Consider the following 14,415-nt stretch of genomic DNA (forward strand, 5'->3'; position numbering starts at 1 on the left):
CTGTGAAAACCCAACGATAACAAACAAGACAGCAACGATAGCGATATCCTTGCCCTGGCACAGGTTGTGCCTTTCAGGAGTGGTGATGGAGTTCTTTGATATCCGTAAGATGCCGGTCAGCCTCTGGCGCAATGGCGCAGGCGAAACGCGGGAAATTTGTTGTTTTCCGCCCGCAACGCGCGATTTTTACTGGCGTGCCAGTATCGCGACCATCGCCAGCAATGGCGAATTCTCCTCTTTTCCCGGTGTCGATCGGGTGATTACCTTGCTTGAAGGGGGTGAGGTAACGCTGGATGCCGGTCAGGCGTTCTGCCATACCCTGAAACATCATCAGCCATACCATTTTTCCGGCGATCAGCCGGTGAAAGCGCTGCTTTCCGAAGGACGGATGTCGATGGATTTCAACATCATGACCCGACGTGACCGTTGTCAGGCGAAAGTGCGTGTCGCTGACCGCACCTTTACCACGTTCGGCTCCCGCGGGGGCGTCGCGTTCGTGTTAAGCGGGGCGTGGCAGCTTGGCGATAAGTTGCTGACGGCCGATCAGGGCGCCAGCTGGGAGGAGGGCGTCCATACTCTCCGCCTGCTGGAGGCTCAGGGCACCTTATTATTCAGCGAAATTAACTGGCTGCCGGGGCACTAAGCTCAATGACCTCATACTTGCCGGTTAACACGGGCTTGCAGAGAATTTTGTAGCCATCGTGGTCGAAACCGGCGGGTGTGCGCAGCAAGGTTGCCGCATCGTTTACATCGTCAACAGCACCCAGCCAGAGCCAGTTGTTGATGATGTGATACTGGGTCATCGCGTCACCGACTTCTTTTAGCGCAACGGCACCCTCCCACGGCCAGCAGTTAACGCTAAGCGCCGCCAGCCCTGCGAGGAGCCGGGCGTGGTGTTCCTCAATGCTTTCTTTCCCGCAGCAGGCCCCTGCGCAGCGCTTTAACGCTGAGCGGAAACAGGCACGCCCGCGGGTGGTTGCTTCGAGGCCTAGCAGGCTGTAGCACAGCTGTAATTCATCGGCCAGCGTTTGCAGAGCCTGCAGAGCCGCCCGTTTGTTAGCGAACAGCCCGTAGAGATTGGGGGCGTGAGAAAAATCGACTTCGCGTGCGTAGACAACCTGCGGCTTACCGGCGTTTATCTGCAGGGAGCAGAGCTGCCGGTTGCGGCGCAGACGCTTATTGAACAGCGGCTGTTGCTCTTTGATCAGACGGGCTTCCAGTAAGAGCGCGCCCATCTCTCCGGCGGTACGAAACCAGGTGATGCGTCGCGACTGGCGCAGCATTGCCGCCTCGTCTGGCGTGCGCAGATGAGACATGACCCGGCTGCGAATATTTACGCTTTTGCCAATGTAGAGCGGAAGGGTGTCACTCTCACCGTGAAAGATATACACGCCCGGCTGTTTAGGCAGTTCCTCAAGCCAGGGGCGAAGATGTTCGGGATATTCGTAGATAGCCGCCGCTTCAAACTCAAGACGCGGGGCGGATTGACGCCTGCTCACATACTACTCCATATACTGTTCAGGCATACAGTGTAGCAGAGCCGGTTTGGTTAAAAAAGAGCCGGATGGCGCAACGGACGGTGCGGGCGAACACCCCCTCCCCAGAGAGAGGGTGCCAGAGTGTCACTTTTTCCAGAAATCATCGAACACGGTGATCGGTGGGCGACGCTTGTGCTCGGTTTTCAGATACCAGCTTTCAATGATCTTCGCGGTACCTTCATCCAGTTTTTTGCCTTCCAGATAATCATCAATATTGTCATAGGTGACACCCAGGGCCGCTTCATCCGGCAGGGAGGGGCGATCGTCTTCCAGATCTGCCGTTGGCGCTTTCTTGTAAAGGTGCTCCGGGCAACCCAGCGCGGCAAGCAGCTGCTTACCCTGACGTTTGTTCAGACGGAAGAGCGGGTTAATATCGGTACCGCCGTCGCCATACTTGGTGAAGAAACCCGTGATGGCTTCTGCCGCATGATCGGTACCGACCACAACGCCTTTGGTCATACCGGCAATGCTGTATTGCGCTTTCATACGTTCACGGGCTTTTTCATTGCCGCGGACAAAATCGCTCAACTCAATGCCTGCTTCGCGAAGCGCCTGCTCGCTGGCCAGCACCGATCCTTTGATATTGACGGTGAGTACGCGATCGGGCTGGATGAAGGCGATGGCATCCTGGCAATCCTGTTCATCGGCCTGCACGCCATAGGGAAGACGCACGGCAATAAACTGCAGCGCGTCATCACCCGTCTCTTCGCGGAGCTCTGAAATTGCCATCTGGCAGAGTTTACCGGCCAGGGTAGAGTCCTGACCGCCGCTGATGCCCAGCACCAGGGATTTCAGGAACGAGTGAGTTTTTAAATAAGACTTTAAAAAATCCACGCTGCGGCGGATCTCTTCTTGTGCGTCTACCGCGGGCTTCGCGCCCAGCGCCTGAATAATCTCTTGTTGCAGAGCCATCACGCCCTCCATATGCAGAACATAAACAGATTGTGTTAGCTGTTAAAACTAACCCTTTGAACGAGAAACGACAAGGATCACAGTTTCGAGTGCGCTAAATTGCGGCGATTTAGCAGGTTATCGTTGTTTTATTAGAATTTTCCGAAATTCGTCTGGCGGAATTCACAAAGTTGAACAATAGTACTTTTTATTCCATGCTTAGATAACACGCTGATAAACAAGAGGACGGAATATGAACAAGAACGTAGCAGGAATTCTTAGCGCAGCGGCGGTACTGACTATGCTGGCAGGGTGTACGGCCTACGACCGCACCAAAGATCAGTTTACACAGCCCGTAGTGAAAGATGTCAAAAAAGGCATGACCCGTTCGCAGGTGGCTGCGATTGCCGGCAAGCCTTCTTCTGAAGTGACAATGATTCATGCACGCGGTACCTGCCAGACCTATATCCTGGGTCAACGTGATGGTAAGGCAGAGACCTACTTCGTTGCGTTGGATGAGACCGGTCATGTGATCAACTCCGGTTACCAGACCTGTACTGAATACGATACCGATCCGCAGGCACCTAAGGCGCAGTAACCCTTCTTGCCTGAGTATGTTAACAAACCGGCCGTTGGGCCGGTTTTTTTATACATACGTAAATCTTATTTCTTCTCGCGAATTATTTGCCTGAAATGTGAAGGTAGTCAACACGCCAGGTCAATGAGAGACAATTTGCCCCTGTGCAGAATTATCTCCTGTCTGTACCATTGCGTATACTCACTCCAACGACAAACAACAGTAAGCAAACTACCTGTCTGCCAGGATAGCGAGTCGAGTGATAGCGCGATGGCAGGTAGTCATACGAGAGGGAAGTTACTATGGAAAAGAAACATATCTATCTGTTCTGCTCAGCAGGCATGTCAACCTCGCTTCTGGTGTCAAAGATGCGTGCTCAGGCTGAGAAGTATGAAGTCCCGGTGGTAATCGAAGCGTTTCCGGAGACGCTGGCGGGCGAAAAGGGCCAGACAGCCGACGTCGTTTTACTGGGGCCGCAAATTGCCTATATGTTGCCCGAAATTCAACGTCTGTTACCCAATAAACCGGTCGAAGTGATCGATTCGGGATTGTACGGCAAGATTGATGGTTTAGGTGTATTGAAAGCTGCTGTTGCAGCAATTAAAAAAGCTGCTAATTAATTTTTATTTTTCCCGTCAAAGAGTTATTTCACACACAATACGCCGTAACCTGCGTTGCGGCATTTAAGGGTATTTTCCTATGAGTAAAGTCATCGCTTCACTTGAAAAGGTACTCCTTCCTTTTGCTGTTAAAATAGGAAAGCAGCCTCACGTTAATGCCATCAAAAACGGTTTTATTAGATTAATGCCGTTGACGCTGGCTGGGGCAATGTTCGTTTTAATTAACAACGTTTTTCTGAGCTTTGGTGAAGGTTCCTTTTTTTATTCATTAGGAATTCGATTAGACGCTTCCACAATTGAAACCCTTAATGGTTTAAAAGCCATCGGCGGCAATGTATATAACGGTACGTTAGGTATTATGTCGCTGATGGCACCTTTCTTTATTGGCATGGCACTGGCGGAAGAGCGGAAAGTGGATCCGCTGGCCGCAGGTTTATTATCCATTGCCGCCTTTATGACCGTGACGCCATACAGCGTCGGTGAGGCCTATGCCGTAGGGGCCAACTGGCTGGGGGGCGCTAATATCATCTCCGGTATCGTTATCGGTCTGGTGGTTGCGGAGATGTTCACCTTTATTATTCGTCGCAACTGGGTTATCCGTTTACCGGATAGCGTGCCGGCGTCCGTTTCTCGTTCATTTTCCGCGTTGATTCCAGGCTTCATTATTCTCTCCATCATGGGGATTATCGCCTGGGCGCTCTCTCATTGGGGCACTAACTTCCACCAGATCATCATGGACTCTATCTCAACGCCGCTGGCGTCAATGGGTAGCGTGGTCGGTTGGGCGTATGTGATTTTCACCTCCCTGCTGTGGTTCTTTGGCGTGCATGGTTCACTGGCACTGGCGGCGCTCGACAGCGGTATCATGACCCCATGGGCACTGGAAAACGTTGCACTTTACCAGCAGTACGGCTCCGTTGACGCGGCGCTGGCAGCCGGTAAAACCTTCCATGTGTGGGCGAAGCCGATGCTTGACTCTTATATCTTCCTGGGGGGTACCGGGGCGACGCTGGGTCTGATCATCGCGGTCTTTATTGTTTCTCGTCGCGCTGACCATCGTCAGGTTGCGAAGCTGGCGCTGCCGTCAGGCATCTTCCAGATTAACGAGCCGATTCTGTTTGGTCTGCCAATCATCATGAACCCGGTGATGTTCATTCCGTTCATTCTGGTTCAGCCACTGCTGGCGGCCATTACCCTGACGGCCTATTACTTGGGCATTATCCCGCCCGTCACCAACATTGCGCCGTGGACCATGCCGGCGGGTCTGGGGGCGTTCTTCAACACCAACGGTAGCGTGGCTGCCTTCCTGCTGGCGATATTCAACCTCGGGATTGCAACACTGCTCTATATGCCATTCGTGGCGATAGCAAACAAAGCTGCAACCGTTATCGATGAAGAAGAGAGCGAAGAGGATATCGCCCTCGCACTGAAATTCTAAAATTGCACGGCGCGGGGCAACCCGCGCCAGCCAAAAGGAGCTTAAAAATGTTAGATTTGGACAGTATTGTCGCAGAAGAAACCGCAGAGAACGATCTGGAAGAGGTGGTGATGGGGCTTATCATCAATTCCGGGCAGGCGCGTAGCCTGGCGTATGCCGCGCTCAAACAGGCCAAGCAGGGTGATTTCGCAGCCGCAAAGACCATGATGGAACAGTCCCGTTCGGCGCTGAACGAAGCGCACCTGGTGCAGACAAAGCTTATCGAAAGCGACCAGGGTGAAGGCAAGATGAAGGTCAGTCTGGTGCTGGTGCATGCGCAGGATCATCTGATGACGTCGATGCTGGCACGTGAACTGGTGGCCGAGTTAATTGAGCTTCACGAGAAGATGCAGTAAGGCAGAATTTGCAGCAGGAGGTCAGCGCGATGGAAATAAAAACCGCACTTGAACAGCAACTGTTTAATGGCAAAAATTTTCACGTGATTATTTACAACAAGACGGAGAGCGCGAGCGGTCTGCATCAGCATGACTACTATGAGTTCACGATTGTTCTGACCGGTCGCTACTACCAGGAAATCAACGGCAAGCGCGTCCTGCTTGAGCGGGGAGATTTCGTCTTCCTGCCGATGGGGTCCCATCACCAGAGCTTTTATGAATTTGGTGCAACCCGCATTCTTAACGTAGGTGTCAGCAGACGCTTCTTTGAGAAACACTATCTGCCGCTGGTGCCGTTCTGCTTTGTGGCCTCGCAGGTCTATCGCATCAAAAACGAATTCATGACCTGGATTGAAACGGTTATCGCCTCGCTTAACTTTCGCGAGAATGAATTTGATGAGTTTATTGAAACGGTGACGTTTTATGTGATGAACCGTCTGCGCCATCATCGTGAAGAGCAGCAGGTAAGCGATGATATTCCGCAGTGGCTGCGCAGTACGGTTGAACTGATGCACGATAAAGGGCAATTCAGCGAAAATGCGCTGGAAAATATGGTCGCTTTGTCCGGTAAATCACAGGAATATCTGACCCGAGCAACTCAGCGTTATTATCGTAAAACGCCAGTGCAAATTATTAATGAAATCCGCATTAATTTTGCTAAAAAACAGCTGGAAATAACCAACTACTCGGTTACCGATATTGCTTATGAGTCAGGCTACAGTAGCCCCAGCTTGTTTATTAAGACCTTTAAGAAATTAACTTCGTTCACACCGAACAGTTACCGGAAGAACCTGACGGTAATTAATTAAATTTCGGCGGATTTACCCGCCACAAATATTGCCTTGATTGCTTGCCCACAGAGCGGGAAGAGTACGCTACACCTTGCAGGCGATTAACCTGATATGCTAAGGGAGATATTATGCAGAAGAAATTAAAAGTCGTAACCATTGGCGGCGGCAGCAGTTATACCCCGGAATTACTCGAAGGTTTCCTGAAACGTTATCATGAATTACCGGTCAGCGAATTATGGCTGGTGGACGTTGAGGAAGGTCAGGAGAAACTGAATATCATTTTTGAGCTCTGCAAGCGGATGGTCGCGAAAGCCGGTGTGCCATTGACCGTGCATAAAACCCTCGACCGTCGCCTGGCGCTGCAGGATGCCGACTTCGTGACGACTCAGCTGCGCGTCGGCCAGCTCAAAGCGCGTGAAATGGATGAACGTATTCCACTGAGCCACGGCTATCTGGGGCAGGAGACCAACGGCGCGGGCGGCCTGTTCAAGGGGCTGCGTACCATTCCGGTCATTTTTGACATCATCAACGATGTGGAAGCGATCTGCCCCAACGCGTGGGTGATTAACTTCACCAACCCGGCCGGGATGGTGACCGAGGCGGTCTATCGCCACACCGGTTTCAAACGCTTTATCGGCGTCTGTAATATTCCGATTGGCATGAAGATGTTCATCAGCGATGTGCTGGAGTTGACCGATACCGACGATCTTTCTATCGATCTCTTTGGCCTGAACCACATGGTGTTTATCAAAGATGTCATCGTGAATGGTCAGTCTCGCTTTAGCGAACTGCTTGACGGCGTAGCCTCCGGACGCCTGACCGCTGCGTCAGTGAAAAACATCTTTGACCTGCCGTTCAGCGAAGGGCTGATCCGCTCGCTTAATCTGCTGCCTTGCTCATACCTGCTTTACTACTTCAAACAGAAAGAGATGCTGGCCATCGAGATGGGTGAGTACTATAAGGGTGGCGCACGCGCTCAGGTGGTGCAGAAAGTTGAAAAGCAGCTGTTTGATTTGTATAAAGATCCGAACCTGAACGTGAAACCGAAAGAGCTTGAGCTGCGCGGCGGAGCGTATTATTCCGATGCGGCGTGTGAAGTGATCAACGCCATTTACAACGACAAGCAGGCTGAGCACTACGTCAATGTGCCGCATCACGGCCATATCGACAACATCCCGGCTGACTGGGCCGTTGAGATGACCTGCATTCTGGGACGTGATGGCGCCAGGCCGCATCCACGGATTACCCACTTTGACGACAAAGTGATGGGGTTGATCCACACCATCAAAGGGTTTGAAGTGGCAGCCAGCAACGCGGCGCTGAGCGGTGAACTCAATGACGTTCTTCTGGCGCTCAATCTCAGCCCGCTGGTCCATTCCGATCGCGATGCCGAGCAACTGGCCAGCGAAATGATTCTGGCGCATGAAAAATGGTTGCCTAATTTTGCCGCCACGATTGAGAAGCTGAAATTCAAACAGCACTGAGAGGATGTGTGATGGAAAACCTGCTGATCGTCAATGCTGATGATTTTGGTCTCTCAAAAGGTCAAAACTACGGCATTATTGAAGCCTGCCGCCGGGGTGTGGTGACCTCAACAACGGCACTGGTTAATGGTGACGCGGTTGAACACGCGGCGCATCTCAGCCGCGAGGTGCCAGCGCTGGGCGTCGGCATGCACTTTGTATTGACGCTCGGGATGCCGCTTTCACCGATGCCAGGATTGACGCGGGACGGACAGCTGGGCAAATGGATTTGGGAGCAGGCAGAGCAGGGCACGCTGCCGCTCGAGGAGATTACCCGCGAGCTGGACTGTCAGTTCAACCGTTTCGTCGATCTCTTTGGCCGTGAACCCACGCATATTGACAGCCATCATCACGTGCATATGATCCCGGCACTTTTCCCGTCAGTGGCGGAATTTGCACAGCGCAAAGGCGTGGCAATGCGCGTGGATCGTGAGGTGCAGGCGCTGCACGGGCTGTCATTGTCTTCTGTGCCCACAACGGACGGGTTCAGTAGCGCGTTCTACGGCGACGAGATTAGCGAAGCGCTGTTTCTGCAGGTGCTGGATGAGTCCGCCGCGCGCGGGGAACGGTCGCTGGAAGTGATGGCACACCCTGCGTTTGTCGATAACATTGTGCGTAAAAGTGCCTACTGCTGGCCGCGACTGGCGGAACTGGATGTGCTGACGTCGGCATCGCTGAAATACGCCATTGCCGAGCGTGGGTACCGTCTGGGCACCTTTGAGGATGTATGAAAATAGCCCGGAGGCGCGGTGCCTGCCGGGCTGAGTAAACGATGTCAATCAGCGCCGGGTCGGGCAAAGCCAGACCCGGCTTTTCTTTTATGCCGGTATACGATCAATCTTACTGCTGCGTGACCACACACGGTGCGCTGCGAGCAGATCGAACAGCTTCGTCATAAACGCATCATCGACGCTATCGCCTTCGACAATACCATCTTCACCTTGCTCAGCCACCTTCAGGTGCGCTTTAAACTGTCGCGCATCGCCGGACAGGGCGATCGGCTTCAGGTGTTTATAGGCTTCCAGCAGATAATAAATCGCATCGCCATTGTTCAGCAGACTGTCGATGTCGCCGCACGGCACAATCACCGCATCAACGGTGAGCGATGGTGCTCCGGCAAAGGTGGCCGCAACCGGCAGCACTGAACCGTCGTCGGCGGTCACTTCCCCCATGCGGGAATAGAGCAGTTTGGCGTTAACGCCTTTGGTTTTCAGCGCCTGCATAATCCCCAGCACGTCGCTGGCACGGGTTTTGTCATTCAGCAGAATGGCCACTACCCGGCCTTTTATCGAGCCACCCGGCACCGCATACAGACTCAGGGACGGATCTTTCTTCAGTCCGTTAACGTCTTTCGGTGGGGCCGCATTGCGTTGCTCGTCCGTCAGCGTAATGCCAAGGTTATCCGCCACGCTCTGGGCAAGCTGAATATCGATATGGGCGAGCTGATCGACCACGCGCTCGCGGATGTAAGTCCGCACCACTTTGCTCAGTTCAAAGCTAAAGCCGCCGATAATGTGCTGTTGCTCGATCGGCGTCTGGCTGTTCCAGAACAGGCGAGGTTGGGCATAATATTCGCCGAATGACGGGCTACGCTCGCGGATTTTATTGCCATCGATGCGCTCCTGGTATGACTCAAAACCACCGCGTTTCGGTCCCGGCGGCGTTTCGCGCGGCCAGTTATCGTTGATGGAGTTCGGCTCATAGTTAGCCGGATTGGTATCGATATCCTGGCGATGCATCCCGTCGCGCTGGAAATTGTGGTACGGGCAGGTTGGACGGTTAATCGGAATTTCGTGGAAGTTGGGCCCGCCAAGGCGACTGATCTGCGTATCGGTATAGGAGAACAACCGCCCCTGCAGGAGGGGATCGTTCGTGAAATCCAGCCCCGGAACGATATGCCCCGGGTGGAACGCGACCTGCTCATTTTCGGCAAAGAAATTGTCCGGGTTACGGTTGAGCACCATTTTACCCACCAGCTGAACCGGCACCAGTTCCTCTGGGATCAGCTTTGTCGGGTCGAGAAGGTCGAAATCGAAGTTAAACTCATCCTCTTCCGGGATCAGCTGTAACCCCAGTTCATATTCCGGGAAGTCACCGGCTTCAATCGACTCCCACAGCTCACGACGGTGGAAGTCCGGATCGCGCCCGGTCAGCTTCTGGGCTTCATCCCACACCAGCGAGGCTTTGCCCGCCACAGGCTTCCAGTGGAAGCGTACGAATGTGGCTTTCCCGTCCGCGTTGATCATCCTGAAGGTATGAATACCAAACCCTTCCATCGTGCGGTAGCTGCGCGGAATGCCCCGGTCTGACATCGCCCACATCACGTTGTGTAACGTTTCTGGTTGCAGTGAGACATAATCCCAGAAGGTGTCATGCGCACTTTGTCCCTGCGGTATGGCCCAGTGGGGCTCCGGTTTTACCGCATGGACAAAGTCAGGAAATTTATGCGCATCCTGAATGAAGAACACCGGGGTGTTATTACCGACGAGATCGAAAATACCCTCTTCGGTATAAAACTTGGTGGCGAAGCCGCGGATATCACGCACGGTATCTGCCGAACCCGCGCCGCCCTGTACGGTTGAAAAGCGGACAAAGACCGGTGTGATTTTGTCCGGATCGGAAAGGAAATCCGCTTTGGTTATCTCTTTGAGGCTTTTGTAGGGCTGGAAGTAGCCGTGTGCCGCGGAGCCACGCGCGTGAACGATGCGCTCAGGTATACGTTCATGGTCAAAATGGGTGATTTTTTCCCGCAGAATAAAGTCTTCCAGCAGGGTCGGTCCGCGCGTTCCCGCACGCAGCGAGTTCTGATCGTCAGCAATGCGCACGCCCTGGTTGGTGGTAAGTGCAAAACCTTCGCCGCCTTTACGGTGGGACTCAAGGGATTTCAGCTTCTCGTTTCCGGTATCCGGGGATTTCATACTTCCCGGCGCGGTAGGCTGTTCGCCAGGTGCGGAAGGGCCGGGGGATGGGCGGTGAGAGCCATCCGCTGGGGCCAGAGAGTCCATGCCTGGTTGAGATTCTTCAGTGCCATGAATGGGTGATTGATGTGTTTTATCTTTGTTCGACATTGCACGCTTCTCCTTTATCCATTGCTAAAAACCTTGTTAACTATAGAACAATGTGGCGAAAGGGCGGGCGAACTAAGAGTTTTCAGATGACCTGGTTAAGGAATGCGCTATCAGAGCGATGCAGGGCGCGACGCGTGGGGGGAGGATCGGCTATCATAGAATTTTCCTGCTTCCAGAATGTGCTTTAGTGAACCCGTCGCTTATGAAACCTTTTCGTCAACAAAACCGCCCTGTCATTAGCTACGTGCCCCGCGTCGAACCCGCGCCGCCCGAACACGCCCTGAAGGTGGATGGTTTTCGTGATGTCTGGCAACTGCGCGGTAAATACGTAGCGTTTGTTCTGATGGGAGAACACTTCCGCCGTTCGCCCGCGTTTTCGGGGCCGGAGTCGGCCCAGCGATGGGCGAACCAGGTCCGCCAGGATGAAGAGATTGAAGAATAACAGCCAAAAAAAAACCGCCATCAGGCGGTTTTTTTTATTCATCCGTGATTAACGGTGCGCCAGTTCAGCGTCGTCTTCACTTTCCAGAATGGTTTTATCGGTCTGCTTCAGCCACTGGCTGGTCAACGTACCGGCGGTCATGGAACCGCTCACGTTCAGCGCAGTACGACCCATGTCGATCAGCGGCTCAACGGAGATCAGCAGGGCAACCAGCGTCACCGGCAGACCCAGGGCCGGCAGGACAATCAGCGCGGCGAAGGTTGCGCCACCGCCAACACCCGCAACGCCTGCGGAGCTGATGGTAACAATCCCGACCAGCGTGGCAATCCAAACGGGATCCAGTGGGTTAATACCCACGGTCGGAGCAACCATTACCGCCAGCATTGCAGGGTAGAGACCTGCGCAACCGTTCTGACCAATGGTGGCACCAAAGGAGGCAGAGAAGCTGGCAATAGATTCCGGTACGCCCAGACGACGGGTCTGCGCTTCAACGTTCAGCGGAATAGACGCGGCGCTGGAACGGCTGGTGAACGCAAAGGTCAGTACCGGCCACACTTTACGGAAGTATTTCAGCGGGCTAACGCCATTGACGCCCAGCAGGATACCGTGCACCACGAACATAATGCCCAGGCCCAGATAAGAGGCGACGACGAAGCTACCCAGCTTAATGATGTCCTGCAGGTTAGAGCCGGCAACCACTTTGGTCATCAGCGCCAGAACACCGTAAGGGGTCAACTGCATCACCAGACGGACCAGCTTCATTACCCAGCTTTGCAGGGTATCGATAGCCACCAGCACGCGCTCGCCTTTCGGCGCATCGTCTTTCAGCAGCTTCAGCGCCGCCACACCGAGGAAGGCCGCAAAGATCACCACGCTGATAATGGAGGTTGGGTTGGCACCGGTCAGGTCAGCAAACGGGTTCTTCGGCACGAAAGAAAGCACCATCTGTGGCACCGTCAGGTCAGCGACTTTACCCACGTAGTTGGTCTGAATCGCGGTAAGACGCGCCGTTTCAGCCGTACCCTGGACCAGACCTTCTGCGGTCAGCCCGAACAGGTTGGTGACCAGCACACCGACCAGAGCTGCAATCAGCGTGGTAAACAGCAGTGTACCGATGGTCAGGAAGCTGATTTTACCCAACTGGGTGGCGTTATGCAGACGGGCAACGGCGCTCAGAATAGAGGCAAACACCAGCGGCATAACGATCATCTGCAGCAGCTGGACATAGCCGTTACCGACGATGTTGAACCACTGAATAGAATCTTTCAAAACTGGATTATCGGAGCCGTAAATAGCCTGCAACGCCAGACCAAACACGACACCCATGGCCAGACCAACCAGCACTTTCTTCGCGAGGCTCCACTGTTTGTGGCGCGCCTGCGCGAGAAGCAATAGCAATACAACGAACACCACAATGTTCGCGATGAGTGGAAAATTCATCCCCGTTCTCCTGATTTATTATACGGTCGGTTTTTACCGATCCTGTTGGCGCAAGGTTATCAGAAGTGTGATGTGGCGCTTATATCCAAATGGAATGGGTTATGACAAATGGAAATAATTTGTGTGCTTAGTGTTCAATCTGGTGATTAATGAACCGATTAAACTGAAATTGCAGCGAATTGATCATCTGGGATGACCAGCGCACTGCACTGTTTTCGGGCAAGGTTTGCGGCATCCAGACGGCGTAGGCAAAGAGCGCCATACACAACACACGCTCAAGCTGATTACCTTTCTGCGGCGCAAGAATGGGCAAACGGAAACGCCAGCGGCATGGCCAGAGCAGCGGCACGCCCGCAGGCGTCAGCATATCGGCAAGGATATGGCTTAAATAACCCAGCACCATTCCCTGGATAGCATCGGCGGGCACTATCCAGCTATCAGGGACTTTTAAATAGAAAAGGGTGAGCAGGCCGAATACGGCCAGCAGGCTGTGGGTAAACCCACGGTGACCAAACGCGCGGGCGATGGGTTTTGATATCCACTTTAGCCGCTGTCCCAGGAATGACTTTGGATGGTCGATATCGGGCAGCAGACAGGTCAGCACGGCGGACGGGACAATATGCCACCAGTCCCCCTGTGCGAGCACAGGGGTAAGTTCAGCGTTTTTGGCAAAAACTGCGCACGCAATGGAAAAAAGCAGATGGCCTTCCGCCGTCATGATAAAACCCACAAAACTGTCAATTCATACAGTATAGGGTTTTTATACAGTAGACGAAAGAGGTGACGGTGTAACTGTATGTCACAAACGCGCCTAGCGCGCCAGCCAGCCCCCGTCGACGGCTAACGTATGACCGTTCACGTAATCCGAGGCGGCGGAGGCTAAAAAGACCACCGGTCCCTGCAGGTCTTCCGGAACTCCCCAGCGCCCGGCAGGTATCCGGTCGAGGATCTCCTGGCTGCGCTGCTGATCATCTCGCAGTTGCTGAGTGTTGTTGGTCGCCATATAGCCCGGCGCGATGGCATTAACATTGATGCCGTGTGTCGCCCATTCATTGGCCAGCAGACGCGTGATCCCCAACACGCCGCTTTTGGACGCGGTGTAAGAGGGCACGCGGATGCCGCCCTGGAATGAGAGCATCGAGGCGATATTAATGATTTTCCCGCCCTGGCCCTGCGCAATAAACTGTTTAGCCACGGCCTGGGAGAGGAAAAAAAGCGATTTCAGATTCAGGTTGATGACGTCGTCCCAGTCCTTTTCGCTGAACGCGAGAGCATCTTCACGGCGTATGGTCCCGGCATTGTTCACCAGAATATCGACTCGCCCCATCTCAGCAACCGCGCTGTCAACAACGTTCTGAAGACTCTCCTGCTGACTGAGGTCGGCCCGAATCGCCCTGAACCGCCTTCCGAGTGCGCTAATGCAGGCAGCCGTTTCCTCCGGCGCTTTGCGGTTAACACCCACGATGTCGCATCCCGCCTGCGCCAGCGCAATGGCCATGGCTTGTCCCAGACCGGTATCGCATCCGGTGACGATGGCCACTTTTCCTGACAGAGTGAAGTTATCCAGTATCATACGCGCCTCAGAAGTAAGGTTATTGTCATTCTGACGCTAAGGATAGAAGCGGGGGATAAGAAAAGCAAACAAAATGAAAC

The 14,415-nt window shown here is 53.7% G+C and carries 15 protein-coding genes; 9 read left to right on the top strand and 6 right to left on the bottom strand.

Annotation, left to right across the window (positions count from 1 at the left end; translation table 11 throughout):
* The first annotated feature begins 85 nt into the window (after nucleotides 1-85).
* Nucleotides 86-643 (top strand): environmental stress-induced protein Ves, encoded by a 558-nt coding sequence (gene ves, locus QMG44_RS05205; protein WP_020884419.1) that lies wholly within the window; start codon nucleotides 86-88, stop codon nucleotides 641-643.
* Here the strand turns inward: ves and cho are convergent.
* A complete protein-coding gene (cho, locus tag QMG44_RS05210) occupies nucleotides 621-1,499 on the bottom strand; it encodes an excinuclease Cho (RefSeq protein ID WP_014169671.1) in 879 nt (292 codons plus the stop codon). The genes ves and cho overlap by 23 nt on opposite strands.
* 123 nt (nucleotides 1,500-1,622) lie before the next feature.
* Nucleotides 1,623-2,450 carry an ammonia-dependent NAD(+) synthetase gene (gene nadE / locus QMG44_RS05215; protein ID WP_020884418.1) on the bottom strand — a complete coding sequence of 276 codons (828 nt, stop codon included), beginning with the start codon at nucleotides 2,448-2,450 and terminating at the stop codon, nucleotides 1,623-1,625.
* 232 nt (nucleotides 2,451-2,682) lie between these two features.
* On the opposite strand from nadE, the gene osmE reads away from it, so the two are divergent.
* The 7 genes from osmE to chbG all read left to right on the top strand — a co-directional run bounded on the left by osmE (nucleotide 2,683) and on the right by chbG (nucleotide 8,543).
* Nucleotides 2,683-3,027, top strand: coding sequence for an osmotically-inducible lipoprotein OsmE (gene osmE / locus QMG44_RS05220; protein ID WP_014169673.1), 345 nt, complete (start codon nucleotides 2,683-2,685; stop codon nucleotides 3,025-3,027).
* Between the two features lie 281 nt (nucleotides 3,028-3,308).
* A complete protein-coding gene (gene chbB, locus QMG44_RS05225) occupies nucleotides 3,309-3,626 on the top strand; it encodes a PTS N,N'-diacetylchitobiose transporter subunit IIB (protein ID WP_008500676.1) in 318 nt (105 codons plus the stop codon).
* 79 nt (nucleotides 3,627-3,705) lie between these two features.
* Complete coding sequence (chbC, locus tag QMG44_RS05230) at nucleotides 3,706-5,064, top strand: PTS N,N'-diacetylchitobiose transporter subunit IIC (RefSeq protein WP_014169674.1); 1,359 nt, start codon at nucleotides 3,706-3,708, stop codon at nucleotides 5,062-5,064.
* A gap of 47 nt (nucleotides 5,065-5,111) precedes the next feature.
* Nucleotides 5,112-5,459: a PTS N,N'-diacetylchitobiose transporter subunit IIA gene (chbA, locus tag QMG44_RS05235; RefSeq protein WP_047744488.1), complete on the top strand. Its 348-nt coding sequence runs from the start codon at nucleotides 5,112-5,114 to the stop codon at nucleotides 5,457-5,459.
* An 8-nt stretch (nucleotides 5,460-5,467) separates the two neighbouring features.
* Entirely contained in the window at nucleotides 5,468-6,307 is an 840-nt protein-coding gene (gene chbR, locus QMG44_RS05240) for a transcriptional regulator ChbR (protein ID WP_014169676.1), read from the top strand.
* Nucleotides 6,308-6,417: 110 nt separating this feature from the next.
* Nucleotides 6,418-7,773 carry a 6-phospho-beta-glucosidase gene (locus tag QMG44_RS05245; RefSeq protein ID WP_025204406.1) on the top strand — a complete coding sequence of 452 codons (1,356 nt, stop codon included), beginning with the start codon at nucleotides 6,418-6,420 and terminating at the stop codon, nucleotides 7,771-7,773.
* Nucleotides 7,774-7,784: 11 nt separating this feature from the next.
* Nucleotides 7,785-8,543 (top strand): chitin disaccharide deacetylase, encoded by a 759-nt coding sequence (gene chbG / locus QMG44_RS05250; RefSeq protein WP_086532656.1) that lies wholly within the window; start codon nucleotides 7,785-7,787, stop codon nucleotides 8,541-8,543.
* 87 nt (nucleotides 8,544-8,630) lie between these two features.
* Here chbG and katE read toward each other — a convergent pair whose 3' ends face one another.
* Nucleotides 8,631-10,880, bottom strand: coding sequence for a catalase HPII (gene katE / locus QMG44_RS05255; RefSeq protein ID WP_086532655.1), 2,250 nt, complete (start codon nucleotides 10,878-10,880; stop codon nucleotides 8,631-8,633).
* Between the two features lie 187 nt (nucleotides 10,881-11,067).
* On the opposite strand from katE, the gene cedA reads away from it, so the two are divergent.
* The gene (gene cedA, locus QMG44_RS05260; protein ID WP_071605472.1) at nucleotides 11,068-11,322 is read left to right on the top strand and encodes a cell division activator CedA; all 255 of its coding nucleotides are present in this window, start codon (nucleotides 11,068-11,070) and stop codon (nucleotides 11,320-11,322) included.
* 48 nt (nucleotides 11,323-11,370) lie between these two features.
* On the opposite strand, the gene QMG44_RS05265 is transcribed toward cedA, so the two are convergent.
* From QMG44_RS05265 to kduD, 3 genes are all read right to left on the bottom strand, one after another.
* Nucleotides 11,371-12,762 carry an L-cystine transporter gene (locus QMG44_RS05265; protein WP_086532654.1) on the bottom strand — a complete coding sequence of 464 codons (1,392 nt, stop codon included), beginning with the start codon at nucleotides 12,760-12,762 and terminating at the stop codon, nucleotides 11,371-11,373.
* Between the two features lie 127 nt (nucleotides 12,763-12,889).
* Nucleotides 12,890-13,480 (bottom strand): metal-dependent hydrolase, encoded by a 591-nt coding sequence (locus tag QMG44_RS05270; protein WP_032681210.1) that lies wholly within the window; start codon nucleotides 13,478-13,480, stop codon nucleotides 12,890-12,892.
* Between the two features lie 93 nt (nucleotides 13,481-13,573).
* Entirely contained in the window at nucleotides 13,574-14,335 is a 762-nt protein-coding gene (gene kduD, locus QMG44_RS05275; RefSeq protein WP_014169683.1) for a 2-dehydro-3-deoxy-D-gluconate 5-dehydrogenase KduD, read from the bottom strand.
* Nucleotides 14,336-14,415 lie beyond the last annotated feature (80 nt).

It is taken from the genome of Enterobacter sp. 200527-13 (assembly GCF_027924865.1).
GTDB classification, from domain to species: Bacteria; Pseudomonadota; Gammaproteobacteria; order Enterobacterales; family Enterobacteriaceae; genus Enterobacter; species Enterobacter ludwigii.

What these genes read in the sequence shown, in the direction of transcription:
- chbC (WP_014169674.1), top strand. Translation starts at nt 3,706, where the DNA reads ATGAGTAAAGTCATCGCTTCACTTGAAAAGGTACTCCTTCCTTTTGCT.
- katE (WP_086532655.1), bottom strand. Translation starts at nt 10,880, where the DNA reads ATGTCGAACAAAGATAAAACACATCAATCACCCATTCATGGCACTGAA.
- ves (WP_020884419.1), top strand. Translation starts at nt 86, where the DNA reads ATGGAGTTCTTTGATATCCGTAAGATGCCGGTCAGCCTCTGGCGCAAT.
- chbA (WP_047744488.1), top strand. Translation starts at nt 5,112, where the DNA reads ATGTTAGATTTGGACAGTATTGTCGCAGAAGAAACCGCAGAGAACGAT.
- QMG44_RS05270 (WP_032681210.1), bottom strand. Translation starts at nt 13,480, where the DNA reads ATGACGGCGGAAGGCCATCTGCTTTTTTCCATTGCGTGCGCAGTTTTT.
- kduD (WP_014169683.1), bottom strand. Translation starts at nt 14,335, where the DNA reads ATGATACTGGATAACTTCACTCTGTCAGGAAAAGTGGCCATCGTCACC.
- QMG44_RS05265 (WP_086532654.1), bottom strand. Translation starts at nt 12,762, where the DNA reads ATGAATTTTCCACTCATCGCGAACATTGTGGTGTTCGTTGTATTGCTA.
- chbB (WP_008500676.1), top strand. Translation starts at nt 3,309, where the DNA reads ATGGAAAAGAAACATATCTATCTGTTCTGCTCAGCAGGCATGTCAACC.
- osmE (WP_014169673.1), top strand. Translation starts at nt 2,683, where the DNA reads ATGAACAAGAACGTAGCAGGAATTCTTAGCGCAGCGGCGGTACTGACT.
- QMG44_RS05245 (WP_025204406.1), top strand. Translation starts at nt 6,418, where the DNA reads ATGCAGAAGAAATTAAAAGTCGTAACCATTGGCGGCGGCAGCAGTTAT.
- chbG (WP_086532656.1), top strand. Translation starts at nt 7,785, where the DNA reads ATGGAAAACCTGCTGATCGTCAATGCTGATGATTTTGGTCTCTCAAAA.
- nadE (WP_020884418.1), bottom strand. Translation starts at nt 2,450, where the DNA reads ATGGCTCTGCAACAAGAGATTATTCAGGCGCTGGGCGCGAAGCCCGCG.